The organism is Pseudomonas sp. FP597 (assembly GCF_030687435.1).
Taxonomy (GTDB): Bacteria; Pseudomonadota; Gammaproteobacteria; order Pseudomonadales; family Pseudomonadaceae; genus Aquipseudomonas; species Aquipseudomonas lactucae.
This window is the reverse complement of sequence record NZ_CP117432.1, coordinates 6152616-6166105: the sequence shown is the minus strand read 5'-3', so window position 1 is coordinate 6166105 and position 13490 is coordinate 6152616. Positions and strand designations below refer to the sequence as shown.

Below are 13490 nucleotides of genomic sequence, written 5' to 3'. Positions count from 1 at the left end.
GGATGAGAGGGTGGTGTGCTGAGTGCCGAGCTGAAGGCGTTTTTCATGGTAGCCCGCCTGGGCAGCATCACCCAGGCGGCGAAGAAACTCGGCCTCAGCCAGCCCACGGTCACCACCCAGATTCGCAACCTGGAAAGCCAGTACGGCGTTGAGCTGTTCTACCGTGGCGGTCGCCGCCTCACGGTGAGTGACGAAGGCGCGCGGCTGTTGCCGATGGTCAAGGCGTTGTTGCAGCAGGAAGCGGATATCGAATTTTTCCTGCGTAACAACGGCCAGGTCCAGGGCGCCTTGCGCATTGCCGCGACGGCGCCGTATTACATCCTGGATCTGGTCAAAGCCTTTCGCGAGCGCCTGCCGCAAGTGGACGTGTCGGTGGAAATCGGCAACTCCCAGCAGGTGCTCGAGGCGTTGGACGATTACCGCGTCGATGTCGCGGCCTCTTCGCAACTGCTGGAAGACCCGCGCCTGATTCGTCGGGTACTCGGCACCGACCCGCTGGTGCTGGCGGTGCACCGTAATCATCCCCTGGCCAAGCTCGATCATGTGCCCTTGACCGCACTGGCCGGGCACACCTTGTTGATGCGCGAAGCTGGCTCCACCACACGCCGTCTCACCGAAGAAATGCTGCAAGGTGCCGGCGTGAGCTACGGCCCGCTGCTGGAAATCGGCAGCCGCGAATCGATCCGCGAGGCGGTGCTGCGCAATATCGGCATCAGCATCATTGCCCGCCAGGAAGTGCCGCATGACCCACAGCTGCGGGTGTTGACCCTCGAGAATGCGCCGCAGATCGCGGAGTATCTTTACTGCCTCAAGGAGCGTAAAGGTGCGCGGCTGCCGGCGGCTTTTCTGGGGTTGGCGCAGGAAATGTCGCCACTCTGAAGTGTTGTGGTGGCCTTTGGGGCCAATCGGGAGCAAGCCCCCTCCCACAGGTGACCGCGTTCCCATGTTGGAACTCGATCGAATGTGGGAGGGGGCTTGCTCCCGATAGCGCCAGACCAGGCAACCCATCCCTATGAGTCCTACCCAAATCCACCAATACCACTATCACCGCCTTTTGCCTTCCTGCCACATGCACGACGCATTGCCTGCCTAGCATGGCCCTCATTCGTTCGATGAGGTGCCCCCATGAACACAGCCCTGACCCAACCCGGCGCGCCGATGAAGGTGCGTGCCATCCAGAAACGCTTCGGCGCCTTTACCGCGCTGGACAACGTGTCCCTGGACGTCGCCGCTGGCGAGTTGGTGTGCCTGCTGGGGCCGTCCGGTTGCGGCAAGACCACCTTGCTGCGCTGCATCGCCGGCCTGGAGCGCCAGGACAGCGGTGAGCTTTACCTGGGCAACCGCGATGTTTCCCTGCTGCCGCCCCAGGCCCGGGACTACGGCATTTTGTTCCAGTCCTACGCGCTGTTTCCCAACCTCACCGTCGAAGCGAATATCGGCTACGGCCTCACCGGCAGTGGCCGCGATGAAGTGCGCAAGCGCGTCGGGCAGATGCTTGAGCTGGTGGGCCTGCTGGGCAGTGAAAAAAAATACCCCGGTCAACTCTCCGGTGGTCAGCAGCAACGTGTAGCGCTGGCGCGTGCGTTGGCGCCGGCCCCGTCGTTGTTGCTGCTCGACGAACCCATGTCCGCGCTGGACGCCCGTGTGCGTGAGCACTTGTGCACTGAACTGCGCCAGCTGCAACGGCGCCTGGGCGTCACCACCTTGATGGTCACCCACAACCAGGACGAAGCCATGTTGATGGCCGACCGGATTGCCGTGATGAACAACGGCAAGGTCGAGCAATACGCCACGCCCCAGGAGATCTACGACCGCCCGGCCACACCGTTCGTGGCGGAGTTTGTCGGCCAGGGCAACTGGCTGCCGTTCAGCCGCAACAGCGCCAGCCACGCCCAGGTCGGCGGGATGAATATGCGCCTGGCCGATGATGCTGGTGGGGCCAGGTCCGGTCGTCTGTTCTGCCGCCCGGAAGCCATCAGCGTGAACCCCCCTGTGCATGAAGAAAACCTGTTCCCGGCCAAGGTCCGCGAGATCACCTTCCTTGGCAACCGCTGCCGCATGAGCTTTGAGCTGGAGCAGTTGCCCGGTCACCCGCTGCTGGCCGAACTGGCCCCCGAAGCCATGCCGCGCCTGGGCGCCCAGCACATTTGGGTGGCCCTGCCGCCGCGCAGCCTGCAGGTGTTTGCCTGAGATGGCTGGCGTGATGACGCTGCCGATGCCGCGCCAGGTTTCCCGCGCCGAAAGGGGCGACCGCCTGTTTGTGGTGGGCGGCAAAGTACTGTGGCTGCTGTTGCTCGGCGTCGCTGTGTTGTTGCCCTTGCTGGCGATTTTCTGGCGCGGCTTCAGCAGTGAGGCCGGGCAGGGCGGCGGGCTGATTGCTGCCCGGGCGTTGGTGACCAGCGAAAACTTCCACTGGCTGCTGGGTAACAGTCTGAAAGTTTCTCTCAGCGTCGCGGCCATCGTCGTACCGTTGGCCTACCTGTTTGCCTACGCCCTGCAGCGCACGTTGATTCCCGGCAAGGCGATCTGGCGCGGCCTGTCGCTGCTGCCGTTGATGGCGCCGTCGATGCTGCCGGGCATTGCGCTGGTGTACTTGTTCGGTAACCAGGGCCTGTTGCGCGGGCTGCTCTCGGAGAATATCTACGGCTTCTGGGGCATTGTTCTAGGGGAGGTGATCTACACCTTCCCACATGCGCTGATGATCTTGCTGTCGGCGCTGTCGCTGGCGGATGCGCGCCTGTTCGATGCGGCGTCCAGCATGGGTGCCAGCCCGGCGCGGGCGTTTCGCAGTATCACCTGGCCGGCGACACGCCAGGCGGTGTTCGCCGCGTTCTGCCTGGTGTTCACCCTGACCATCACCGACTTCGGCGTGCCCGTGGTGGTGGGGGGCGATTACCAGGTACTGGCACTGGAGGCCTACAAGGCGGTGGTCGGCCAGCAACAGTTTGGACGCGGCGCGCTGATCGGCATGGTGTTGCTGCTGCCGGCGCTGTTCAGTTTTGGCGTGGATGCGTGGCTGCGCCGTCGGCAGGGCGATGCCATGAGTGGCCGTGCCCAAGTGTTCCGACCGGCGCCGTCGCGGGTAAGGGATGGCAGCTACCTGGCGATCGTCCTGCTGATCTGTGCGGTGTTGCTGCTGGTGTTCGGCATGGCGGTGTACTCCTCGCTGGTCAAGTTCTGGCCGTACAACCTGTCGCTGTCGCTTAATCATTACCAATTCGAAGACACGGCGGGCGGCGGCTGGTTGGCCTATCGCAACAGCCTGACCCTGGCGCTGTGCGCCGCATTGATCGGCAGCGTGCTGATTTTTACCGGCGCCTACCTGATGGAAAAGACCCAGGGTCAGAAGGGCCTGAACCTGGCGTTGCGCCTGCTCAGCTTCGTACCGATGGCCGTGCCGGGGTTGGTGTTGGGTTTGGGCTACGTGTTCTTTTTCAACCTCAACGGTAACCCGCTGCATGTGTTCTACGGGACCATGACCCTGCTGGTGGTGTGCACCATCGCTCACTATTTGACCACCGCGCAGATGACCGCCACCACGGCGCTGCGCCAGTTGGACAGCGAGTTCGAAGCCGCCGCGCTGTCGCTGAAGGCGCCGCTGTACCGTCATTATCTGCGCGTCACCGTGCCGATCTGCCTGCCGGCGCTGCTGGATATCGTGCGCTACCTGTTTGTGTCGGCGATGACCACCGTGTCCGCCGCCATCTTCCTCTACAGCCCCGACACTATCCTCGCTGCCGTCGCCGTGCTGAACATGGACGACGCCGGCAATGTGGGCGGTGCGGCGGCCATGTCGACCCTGATCCTGTTCACGTCGGCCAGCGTCTCGCTGCTGCTGGCGTGGGCCTCACGTGGCGTGTTGCGCCGCTCTCAAGCCTGGCGCCAGAGCGCGCCGGGTAAATAAATCCGTCCCCATTAAAGGAGGTGATTCATGTTCAAGCCCCTGGCGCTGGTCGCTGCCGCACTCACTGCATTCAGCCTGAATGCCTTCGCCAAGACCGAGCTCACCGTGTACACGGCCCTCGAAGCCGAGCAGTTGAAGACCTATAAGCAGGCGTTCGAAACAGCCAACCCCGACGTCGAGATCAAATGGGTGCGCGACTCCACCGGCATCATCACCGCCAAGCTGCTGGCCGAGAAGGACCGCCCGCAGGCTGACGTGGTGTGGGGCCTGGCCGCCTCCAGCCTGGCGATCCTCGACCAGCAGGGCATGCTCGATAACTACGCACCGAAGGACCTGGACAAGATCGGCAAGAACTACCGCGATGCCGCCAACCCACCGGCCTGGGTCGGCATGGACGTGTGGGCGGCGACTATCTGCTTCAACACCGTCGAAGCCGAAAAGCAGGGCCTGACCAAACCGGTGAGCTGGCAAGACCTGACCAAGCCTGAGTACAAGGGCAAGATCGTCATGCCTAACCCGGCGTCCTCGGGCACCGGCTTTCTGGACGTGAGCGCCTGGCTGCAGACCTTTGGCGAAAAACAGGGTTGGCAGTACATGGACGACCTGCACCAGAACATCGGCCAGTACGTCCACTCCGGCTCCAAGCCGTGCAAGCTGGCGGCATCGGGGGAGTTTCCGATTGGCATTTCGTTTGAATACCCGGCCATACAGCTCAAGCGCCAGGGCGCACCGCTGGACATCATCCTGCCGAAGGAAGGCCTGGGCTGGGACATTGAGGCCACGGCTGTGATCAAGGGCACGGCCCACGCCGATGCGGCGAAAAAACTCGCCGACTTCTCCGCCAGCCCGGCGGCGATGGCGCTGTACAAGGACAACTTCGCCGTACTCGCCCAGCCGGGTATCGCCAAGCCGCAGACCGAATTGCCGGCCGATTATGAGCAGCGATTGATCAAGAACGACTTTGCCTGGGCCTCGAAGAACCGCGACAGCATCCTGGCTGAGTGGCGCAAGCGTTATGACGGCAAGTCGGAGAAGGTGGCGGGTCAGTAAGCTCTTTGTTAAGGCTGACGGCCTCATCGGGAGCAAGCCCCTCCCACATTCGATTTGTGAATACCTTCAAGTGTGGGAGGGGGCTTGCCCCCGATGGCGGCTTCGAATTCAGGACATCACTCAATGACACACCACAGCGACCTGCTCATAGTCGGCGCCGGCATCCTCGGCCTGTCCCACGCGTACGCCGCCGCCAAGCGTGGCCTCAAGGTCAAGGTGTTCGAGCGCAGCGCCATGCCCTTGGGCGCCTCGGTACGCAACTTCGGCCAGGCATTGGTCACCGGCCAGCCGCCGGGGCCGATGCTCGACCTGGCGCGGGAAAGCCGCGAAATCTGGGGCCATTGGGCGCAGGTGGCGGGCCTGCAACTCAAGCGCAATGGCGCGTACCTGTTTGCCCGCACCGAAGCCGAAGAACATCTGTTGGAAGCCTTTTGCGCTGGCCGCGCCCGGCAACACGGCTACAACGTCGAGTTGTTGCAGGGCGCGGCGCTGAGGGATCTGTATGGCGGCCAGTTCCGCCATCACCGCGCCGCACTGCATGGCAAGGACGATCAGCAACTGTATTCGCGCGAAGCCATCCCGGCGTTGATCCACTACCTGAGCCAGCAGCTTGACGTGGAGTTCTACTTTTCCACCCTGGTGCGCGACGTCGAACCGGGCCAGTTGCACAGCACGGCGGGCAGCTTTCGTGGCGAGCAGATCATCGTCTGTTCCGGCCACGATTATCAAACCCTGCTGGCCGAATCAATTGCCCAGCTCAACCCGCATGTCTGCCGCCTGCAAATGCTGCGCGCCCGGCCGGCGGTGAACCTGAACCTGCAACATGCGTTGCTCACAGGCCTCAGTTGTGTGCATTACGGCGCCTTCGCCGACCTGCCGGAAGCCGCGCCGGTGCAGGCGCAGATCCTGCGTGAAACACCGCACCTGCACGAGCACGGGATTCACCTGCTGATCAGCCCGACGCCCCATGGCGAACTGATCATCGGCGACTCCCACGATTACGGCAGCGATGCGTCGCCGTTCAATGCCGAGCAGGTCGACGACTGGCTGATCGAACTGGCCGAGCAGACCTTGGGCTGCACGCTCCAGGTGGTGGAGCGTTGGCAGGGGGTGTATGGCGCGCGTGGGCCGGGGCCGTTTTCGTTCCTGCGCGTGGCGCCAGGGGTGAGCGCGGCGTTGATGCACACCGGCGTAGGCATGAGCGTGGGGCCGGCGATGGCCGAGCGCAATATCCGTGCGTTGTGGGAGGAGGCGTGACGAACCGCGAGCAGGGGGTTGATGAAGTCTTCGGTTTGTACGAACGGTACGGCACGGCGGATTACATCGGCGAGCCGGTGTCGCAGATCGAGCATATGTCCCAAACCGCGCAGTTGGCCATGGCCGAAGGTTTCGATGATGAGGTGGTATTGGCGGCGTTCTTCCACGATATCGGGCACATTTGCGGCGAAGGCGGCGAGAACATGGGTGGGTATGGCGTGGTCAGCCATGAGCGGCTGGGGGCGGACTATCTACGGCGTGCGGGCTTCAGTGAACGCATGGCCAAACTGGTGGAATACCATGTGCAGGCCAAGCGTTACCTGACGTTCAGTCAGCCGGACTACTACGCGCGCCTGAGCGAAGCCAGCCGCCGAACCTTGGGTTATCAGGGCGGTGTGATGAGCGCCGAAGAAGCGCGTGTCTTCGAGCAGGACCCGCTCTGTCGGATCAGCCTGCGCATGCGCCATTGGGACGAGCAGGCCAAACACAGGCATGTGCCGCTGCTTGACCTGGCAATGCTCAAGGCCAAGGCCCGCCAGGTGCTGGCAGCTCAGGTGTCGTCGAGGCGCTGAGCGAGGGCTTCAACCTGTTCCTGACGCTCTGCCTGGCTCAGTTTGACGTGAGGATTGAGGGACGACCATTGCGGATGGGCGCGGGCCTTGTGCAGCGCGTCCGGCAACTTGCCTTCGCGCCAGGTTTTGTCCTGGGGCGTATCGACCTTGATGCTGTGCATCGCGGCATGGCCGCGCAGGTTCAGGGCCTTGAGCAACTGGCGTTGGCGCAGGGCGAGCAGGCGCAGCACGCTGTCGTCCACGGTGAGTTCGCGCTGGCCTTTGATTTTGCCCAGCAGACGGCTGCCATAACTGCGCGCGGTTTGCAGCGCACCCCCGGCGATGGCGCCGGCGAGGGCGGCAGCGCCGAGGGTCAGCCCGCCGACCAACAAGTCCACACCGGCACCGGCGGCCGCGCCTGCGGCGATCCCACCGCCCACGCGCACGCCGAGTTGCTTGAGGGTTTCCGGGTTGAACAGGTCATCGCCCCAGCGGCCGTCGAGCAGCGGTAGATCACTGGCGGCGGCGTCCTGCGCACGAAAGCCGAACAGCTTGAGCAACGCCTCCACGCATTTTTGTTCGCGCTGGCGCACGGCCTTGCGCAACTCGCTGATGGCTTGCGGCTCATCTTCAGTGAACACGCTGCGTCGGCACGCGGCGCAGTCGATCAACAGCTCGGCGATCAACCGCGCGGCGCTTTGCTGGCGGGCCTGACGCTGGGCCTCTTGATCCACAATCAAACGTTCCAGTTGCGGCCGTGCGGTTTCCAGCAACAAGGCGAGGCTTTCATACAGGCGACGTTCGCCGTCTTCGGGCGGCGCGACGCTGTCAAAACGCACCAGCGCATGCAAGCCGAGGCGGGCCAGGGCTTCGCGCCAGTGCGGCTCGCGGTGATCGTTGCTGCTGACGAAGTTGAGCACCGGCAGCAGCGGTTTGCCGCAACTGGCCAGCACTTGCAACTCGTCGCGGTACTTGGCCAGCACCGGTTCGCGGGCGTCGATCACATACAGGCCGGCGTCGCAGGCCAGCAGTTGGCGCAGCACCTTGGCTTCCTGCTCGAAACGCTGGCGTGCTTCGCTGCCTTCAAGAAAACGTGCCAGGCGCGCCGGGCCGTCCAGGCGTTCGCCGGGGCGGTCGAGGCGTTCCAGGTAGTCGAGCAGGGCAATGGCGTCTTCCAGGCCGGGCGTGTCGTACAGCTCCAGCAGGGCTTCGCCCTCCACCGACAGGCGCGCGCCTTCCACGTGTCGCGTGGTGCTGGGACGATGGGAGACTTCGCCGAAGCCCACATCGCGGGTCAGGGTGCGCAGCAGCGAGGTCTTGCCCACATTGGTGTGGCCGACCACGGCGAGTTTCAGCGGCTTAGTCATGACCGGTCTCCAGCCAGTTCAGCGGCGCACAGTCGGCAAACGGCAGCTCCAACTGTTGCAGCGCGGTGTGCCAATCGCCCAGGCGCTCGGCGTTCAGCGCCTGGCCCGGTGGCGCTTGCAGCAACCACACGCGGGTGGCCGCGGCACTGCGCGCCAGTTCGGCGATCAGCGCCAGGCTGCCGCGATCCGGCGAGCGGCGCGGGTCGCAGGCAATGGCCAGGCGCGCGGGCGGGAAGCGCGTGAGTTGCTCCAGCAGTTTGTGGCGCGATTCGCGGCTGTCGAGAATACCGGCGTCTTTTACGGTGCCGGGCAATTTGGGCGGCCAGGGCCGTTGATCGTCCAGTTCGATGGCCACCACCAGCGCGCCGTCGCTTTGCAGTTCGTTCACACCACCGCTGACCTGGTGCAGTTGTTCCGGTGCGGCGTCGTTGACGCCGAGGCGTTCGCTGCTCGGCATCAGGCGTTCGCGCAACGGGCTGTAGCCGGGCAGGTTAAGGTCCAGGCGCAATGCGGCGCGCCCGCGTTTCCAGCGCCACAGGCACAGCAGGGCGAGGAGCAGTCGTGGCAGCAGGCCGTAGACCAGCAACACGCCCACCAGCCAGGCGGCCCAGGCTTGGCGGGCGTTTTCGATATTCAATGCCGAGTCGCCGCTGGCGCGGATCATCTCGACTGTCGGCACGTTGAAGCCGAACAACCCAGGCAGCGTGCCGAGGGCCTGGGTGACGGCGACAAAAGTGTCGGCACCAAGAATGGTGGTTTCCCACACGAAGCCGTAGCGCCTTGTGGCGAGCAGCATCAGCAGGACCACCAGCGCGCTGAGCAACGCCAGCAACCACAGGCCGTTGACCAGTACGCCGACGGCCCAGCGATTGAGTTTCTGGCGCTGCAACAACAGCAATAACGCCGGCGCCAGTTGCGCGGCCTTGGCGTCGCGGGCGAGTTTTTCGCTGAGCCACAACCACAGGCGACCGAGGCTGGCGCTGTGTTCGCCGGTAAACAGCAGGCCCATGACCCAACTGAGCAGCAGGATCAGGTTCAAGCCGAGCAGGCTGCCCAGGGCCCAGAACACATTCACCGGGGCCAGGCCGTTGCCGAGCGCGGCCAAAGCCAGGCCGGCGCCACTGATGATGGCGACAATCGCCAGCACCACAAGCGCCAGGCGCGCGCCTTGCAGCCAATGGGTGAGGGCGGTGCTCAGACCGTCGCGTTCGGCCAGGTGCAAGGCGCGGTGCTGAATGCGCGTCGGCAGGTCGCCGCCGGCCTTGCGGGCCAGACGGTTGGCTTCCTGGTCTTCCAAGGCGCCGGCGTGTTCTTCACGCAGGCGCACGGTTTCTGTCAGCCAGAGTCTGTGCAGGGGGGTCAGTGCAGTCACGCGCCGTCCTGTTGAGCTAATGAGATTGGAGCATAACCGCTGTGCACCCTGTTGGGGAAAGCTGCGCGGGGCTCTGGTATTCTCGTCGCCATGAAAAAAACTCTCCCTTTAAGCCTGATCGCAGCCCTCGGTGAAAACCGTGTGATCGGCGTCGACAACAGCATGCCCTGGCATTTGCCGGGGGACTTCAAATATTTCAAGGCCACTACGCTCGGCAAGCCGATCATCATGGGGCGCAAGACCTGGGACTCCCTGGGCCGACCGTTGCCGGGACGCTTGAACATTGTGGTCAGCCGTCAGACCGATCTGAGCCTGGAAGGTGCGGAAGTTTTTCCGTCACTGGAAGCGGCAGTGGAACGGGCCGAAGCCTGGGCGCTGGCGCAGGGCGTGGATGAGCTGATGCTGATCGGCGGTGCGCAGTTGTATGCGCAGGGGCTGGAACAGGCAGATCGCCTGTATTTGACGCGAGTGGCGCTGAGCCCGGAAGGGGATGCTTGGTTTCCGGCGTTTGATGCGAACCAGTGGAAGCTGGTGTCGAATGTTGTGAATCCGGCTGAAGGGGACAAGCCGGCGTACAACTTTGAGCTTTGGGAAAAGGCCTGACTGGCACCAGATAAGTCAGACTTGCAAAAGAAACCTTCATGCGCCACTGTAATGACTGATGTCTTTACAGTGAGGGCTACCCCATGGCCTCTATCAACGTACGTATCGACGACGACCTTAAGGCTCGTGCTTATCACGAGTTGGAAAAGCTCGGCGTCACCCCATCGGAATTAATGCGTCAAGCCTTGCAGTACGTGGCAGAACGCGGCCAGTTACCTTTCAAGCCTGTTCTCATGACTGAAGATGATGAGGCATTGTTGGCAACAGTTCGGGAACGGCTGTCTGCGCCGCAGCGGGTGAAGGTCTCACTGGATGACCTATGAACTGGATTTCGATGCGCGGGCTTTGAAGGAATGGCACAAACTGGGCGATACCGTTCGTCAGCAGTTTAAAAAGAAGCTGGTCGAGATCCTGATCAATCCACGTATTGAAGCCAGCCGTCTGCACGGCTTGCCCGATTGCTACAAAAACAAGCTTCGCAGCAGCGGCTATCGGTTGGTGTATCAAGTCATTGATCAGGAGATCACGGTGTTTGTCGTGGCTGTGGATAAACGTGAGCGTGATGAGGTTTACCGAAAAGCTGCTGATCGTTTGAGCTAGCAGGGACTGAGGTCCCTGCTAGCTTATTACGTTAAGCCTGCGCCAACTCCGCGTGCTCATCCGCCTCCAACAACGCCTTATCCGTCTGCCCCATGATCTGGCTGGTAATCGCCCCCGCCGTCATCGAACCGTTCACGTTCAACGCCGTGCGGCCCATATCGATCAGCGGTTCCACGGAAATCAGCAGCGCCACCAGTGACACCGGCAAGCCCATCGCCGGCAGTACGATCAGCGCGGCAAAGGTCGCACCACCGCCCACGCCCGCCACACCGGCCGAACTCAAGGTCACGATCGCCACCAGGGTCGCGATCCACAGCGGGTCCAGCGGGTTGATGCCCACGGTCGGCGCCACCATCACCGCCAACATGGCTGGGTAGAGCCCGGCGCAGCCGTTCTGGCCGATGGTCGCGCCAAACGAGGCGGCGAAGCCGGCGATGGATTGCGGGATGCCCAGGCGACGGGTTTGCGCTTCGATGCTCAGCGGAATCGCCGCCGCGCTGGAGCGGCTGGTGAAGGCAAAGGTCAGCACCGGCCAGACCTTATGGAAAAACCGCAACGGGTTGACCCCGGCCAACGACAGCAGCAAACCGTGCACCACGAACATCAGGCCCAAAGCCAGGTACGACACCAGCACAAAACTGCCGAGCTTGATGATGTCCTGCAGGTTGGAACCGGCGACCACTTTGGTCATCAGCGCCAGTACTCCGTACGGGGTCAGCTTCATCACCAGGCGCACCAGGCGCATCACCCAGGCTTGCAGGGTGTCGATGGCGTTGAGCACCTTCTGGCCTTTTTCCACGTCATCCTTGAGCAGTTGCAGCGCGGCGACCCCCAGGAACGCGGCGAAAATCACTACGCTGATGATCGACGTCGGCTTGGCCCGGGCCAGGTCGGCAAACGGGTTGGCCGGCACGAACGAGAGCAGCAACTGCGGGATATTCAGGTCGGCGACCTTGCCCGCGTAGTCACTCTGGATCACTTGCAGGCGTGCCATTTCCTGGGTGCCGGCCACCAGGCCTTCGGCGGTGAGGCCGAACAGGTTGGTCAGGCCGATACCAATCAACGCCGCTATCGCGGTGGTGAACAGCAAGGTGCCAATGGTCAGGAAGCTGATCTTGCCCAGGGACGCCGCGTTATGCAGGCGCGCCACGGCGCTGAGGATCGAGGCGAATACCAGCGGGATCACGATCATTTGCAGCAACTGCACGTAGCCATTGCCGACCAGGTCGAACCAGCCGATGGAGGCCTTGAGTACCGGATTGCCGGCACCGTAAATGCTGTGCAGCGCCACACCGAACGCCACGCCCAGGACCAGAGCGAACAAAACCTTCTTGGCCAGGCTCCAGTTCGTGCGGCGAGTTTGTGCCAGGCCCAACAGCAGGGCCGCGAACACCAGTAAGTTGAGAATCAGGGGCAGATTCATTGAAGCTCCGTTGAGAAGGCAGCCCATCGCATGAGACTGCGATTGCGAACCGGGAAGCCTAACAGCTTGAAATATAATGATTTAATACCGATATGGAATGTCGACTGTCGTTTTTGGAATAAGTGGTTGACGCTCAGGCGTATGCCGCTGGCGGGATCAGGACGTGTACCGTCGTGCTCGACACGGGAACTGTCACAGGGATTTGTTAGCGTCGATGTCTTTAACTCAGGGAGACAACGCCTATGAAGCTCGCGCCGAAACTACTGGTATCCGCCGCACTTTGCCTGGGGCTCGCCAGCCAGGCGTTTGCCGCCACCGAGTTGAAACACTGGCCGGCGCCCGCCGCCAAGCAACTCAACGAAATGATCGCCGCCAACGCCAACAAGGGTAACTTCGCGGTGTTCGACATGGACAACACCAGCTACCGCTACGACCTTGAAGAGTCCTTGCTGCCGTACATGGAAAACAAGGGTCTGATCACCCGCGAAAGCCTTGACCCATCGCTCAAACTGATACCGTTCAAAGACACCGCCGACCATAAGGAGAGCTTGTTCAGCTACTACTATCGTCTGTGCGAAGTGGACGATATGGTCTGCTACCCATGGGTCGCCCAAGTGTTTTCCGGTTTCACCCTCAAGGAACTCAAGGTCCAGGTCGATGAGCTGATGGCCTCCGGCAAGCCCGTTCCCGTCACCTATTTTGAAGGCGACGCGGTGAAGAAGTCCGAGGTGCAGCCGCCGAAAGTCTTCACCGGCCAGGCCGAGCTGTACAACAAGCTGATGGAAAACGGCATCGAGGTGTACGTGATGACCGCCGCTTCGGAAGAACTGGTGCGCATGGTCGCGGCGGATCCGAAGTACGGCTACAACGTCAAACCCGAGAACGTGATCGGTGTGACCACCCTGCTCAAGGACCGCAAGACCGGCGAGCTGACTACCGCCCGCAAACAGATCGCTGCCGGCAAGTATGACGAGAAGGCCAACCTCGGCCTGGAGCTCACCCCCTACCTGTGGACCCCCGCGACCTGGATGGCCGGCAAGCACGCGGCAATCCTCACCTACATCGATGAATGGAAAAAACCGGTGATCGTCGGCGGCGACACGCCGACCAGCGACGGCTACATGCTGTTCCACGATGTGGACGTGGCCAAGGGCGGCATTCACTTGTGGATCAACCGCAAGGACAAGTACATGACCCAACTCAACGGCATGATGGCCAAGCACGCGGCGGCGCAGGCCAAGGAAGGCTTGCCGGTGACAGCGGACAAGAACTGGGTGATCGTCAAGCCGGAGGACATCCAGTAAGACCGAGTCGCCCTTATCACAGGCAAGCCAGCTCCCACATTTTGATCTCCAGTGTTTTG

General features: G+C 62.7%; 13 protein-coding genes. 10 read left to right on the top strand and 3 right to left on the bottom strand.

What is annotated here, in order from left to right; translation table 11 throughout:
• The first annotated feature begins 15 nt into the window (after positions 1-15).
• The 6 genes from PSH66_RS28335 to PSH66_RS28310 all read left to right on the top strand — a co-directional run bounded on the left by PSH66_RS28335 (position 16) and on the right by PSH66_RS28310 (position 6783).
• Positions 16-879 (top strand): LysR family transcriptional regulator, encoded by an 864-nt coding sequence (locus PSH66_RS28335; protein ID WP_305428057.1) that lies wholly within the window; start codon positions 16-18, stop codon positions 877-879.
• Between the two features lie 246 nt (positions 880-1125).
• Positions 1126-2190 (top strand): putative 2-aminoethylphosphonate ABC transporter ATP-binding protein, encoded by a 1065-nt coding sequence (locus PSH66_RS28330; protein WP_305428056.1) that lies wholly within the window; start codon positions 1126-1128, stop codon positions 2188-2190.
• Position 2191: 1 nt separating this feature from the next.
• Positions 2192-3904, top strand: a complete 1713-nt coding sequence (locus tag PSH66_RS28325) for a putative 2-aminoethylphosphonate ABC transporter permease subunit (RefSeq protein ID WP_003176733.1) — start codon at positions 2192-2194, stop codon at positions 3902-3904.
• Between the two features lie 27 nt (positions 3905-3931).
• Positions 3932-4954, top strand: a complete 1023-nt coding sequence (locus PSH66_RS28320; protein ID WP_003176732.1) for a putative 2-aminoethylphosphonate ABC transporter substrate-binding protein — start codon at positions 3932-3934, stop codon at positions 4952-4954.
• A 123-nt stretch (positions 4955-5077) separates the two neighbouring features.
• The gene (locus PSH66_RS28315; protein ID WP_305428055.1) at positions 5078-6211 is read left to right on the top strand and encodes a TIGR03364 family FAD-dependent oxidoreductase; all 1134 of its coding nucleotides are present in this window, start codon (positions 5078-5080) and stop codon (positions 6209-6211) included.
• Positions 6208-6783 carry a phosphonate degradation HD-domain oxygenase gene (locus tag PSH66_RS28310; RefSeq protein ID WP_305428054.1) on the top strand — a complete coding sequence of 192 codons (576 nt, stop codon included), beginning with the start codon at positions 6208-6210 and terminating at the stop codon, positions 6781-6783. Before PSH66_RS28315 ends, PSH66_RS28310 begins: the two co-directional genes overlap by 4 nt.
• On the opposite strand, the gene PSH66_RS28305 is transcribed toward PSH66_RS28310, so the two are convergent.
• Together PSH66_RS28305 and PSH66_RS28300 are read right to left on the bottom strand one after the other, a co-directional pair.
• Positions 6762-8129: a GTPase/DUF3482 domain-containing protein gene (locus PSH66_RS28305; RefSeq protein ID WP_305428053.1), complete on the bottom strand. Its 1368-nt coding sequence runs from the start codon at positions 8127-8129 to the stop codon at positions 6762-6764. The two genes, PSH66_RS28310 and PSH66_RS28305, sit on opposite strands and share 22 nt — an antisense overlap.
• Entirely contained in the window at positions 8122-9501 is a 1380-nt protein-coding gene (locus PSH66_RS28300; protein ID WP_305428052.1) for a DUF2868 domain-containing protein, read from the bottom strand. Before PSH66_RS28300 ends, PSH66_RS28305 begins: the two co-directional genes overlap by 8 nt.
• Before the next feature lie 90 nt (positions 9502-9591).
• Here PSH66_RS28300 and PSH66_RS28295 point away from each other — a divergent pair, with 90 nt between their 5' ends.
• The 3 genes from PSH66_RS28295 (at position 9592) to PSH66_RS28285 (ending at position 10704) form a co-directional block, all read left to right on the top strand.
• On the top strand, positions 9592-10104 hold the full coding sequence (locus PSH66_RS28295; protein ID WP_042945403.1) for a dihydrofolate reductase: 513 nt from the start codon (positions 9592-9594) through the stop codon (positions 10102-10104).
• Positions 10105-10187: 83 nt separating this feature from the next.
• Positions 10188-10427 (top strand): type II toxin-antitoxin system RelB/DinJ family antitoxin, encoded by a 240-nt coding sequence (locus tag PSH66_RS28290; protein WP_003176725.1) that lies wholly within the window; start codon positions 10188-10190, stop codon positions 10425-10427.
• On the top strand, positions 10417-10704 hold the full coding sequence (locus PSH66_RS28285; RefSeq protein WP_305428051.1) for a type II toxin-antitoxin system RelE/ParE family toxin: 288 nt from the start codon (positions 10417-10419) through the stop codon (positions 10702-10704). The genes PSH66_RS28290 and PSH66_RS28285 overlap by 11 nt, the downstream gene beginning before the upstream one ends.
• 31 nt (positions 10705-10735) lie before the next feature.
• Here the strand turns inward: PSH66_RS28285 and PSH66_RS28280 are convergent, their stop codons facing one another.
• Positions 10736-12127: an L-cystine transporter gene (locus tag PSH66_RS28280; RefSeq protein WP_305428050.1), complete on the bottom strand. Its 1392-nt coding sequence runs from the start codon at positions 12125-12127 to the stop codon at positions 10736-10738.
• A 242-nt stretch (positions 12128-12369) separates the two neighbouring features.
• Here PSH66_RS28280 and PSH66_RS28275 point away from each other — a divergent pair, with 242 nt between their 5' ends.
• Entirely contained in the window at positions 12370-13431 is a 1062-nt protein-coding gene (locus tag PSH66_RS28275; RefSeq protein ID WP_003176722.1) for a hypothetical protein, read from the top strand.
• The last annotated feature ends 59 nt before the right edge of the window (positions 13432-13490 follow it).

Bases quoted from the DNA above. Each gene is read 5' to 3' on its own strand.
- PSH66_RS28280 (WP_305428050.1), bottom strand. From the start codon at position 12,127: ATGAATCTGCCCCTGATTCTCAACTTACTGGTGTTCGCGGCCCTGCTG.
- PSH66_RS28315 (WP_305428055.1), top strand. From the start codon at position 5,078: ATGACACACCACAGCGACCTGCTCATAGTCGGCGCCGGCATCCTCGGC.
- PSH66_RS28320 (WP_003176732.1), top strand. From the start codon at position 3,932: ATGTTCAAGCCCCTGGCGCTGGTCGCTGCCGCACTCACTGCATTCAGC.
- PSH66_RS28330 (WP_305428056.1), top strand. From the start codon at position 1,126: ATGAACACAGCCCTGACCCAACCCGGCGCGCCGATGAAGGTGCGTGCC.
- PSH66_RS28305 (WP_305428053.1), bottom strand. From the start codon at position 8,129: ATGACTAAGCCGCTGAAACTCGCCGTGGTCGGCCACACCAATGTGGGC.
- PSH66_RS28295 (WP_042945403.1), top strand. From the start codon at position 9,592: ATGAAAAAAACTCTCCCTTTAAGCCTGATCGCAGCCCTCGGTGAAAAC.
- PSH66_RS28290 (WP_003176725.1), top strand. From the start codon at position 10,188: ATGGCCTCTATCAACGTACGTATCGACGACGACCTTAAGGCTCGTGCT.
- PSH66_RS28285 (WP_305428051.1), top strand. From the start codon at position 10,417: ATGACCTATGAACTGGATTTCGATGCGCGGGCTTTGAAGGAATGGCAC.
- PSH66_RS28275 (WP_003176722.1), top strand. From the start codon at position 12,370: ATGAAGCTCGCGCCGAAACTACTGGTATCCGCCGCACTTTGCCTGGGG.
- PSH66_RS28325 (WP_003176733.1), top strand. From the start codon at position 2,192: ATGGCTGGCGTGATGACGCTGCCGATGCCGCGCCAGGTTTCCCGCGCC.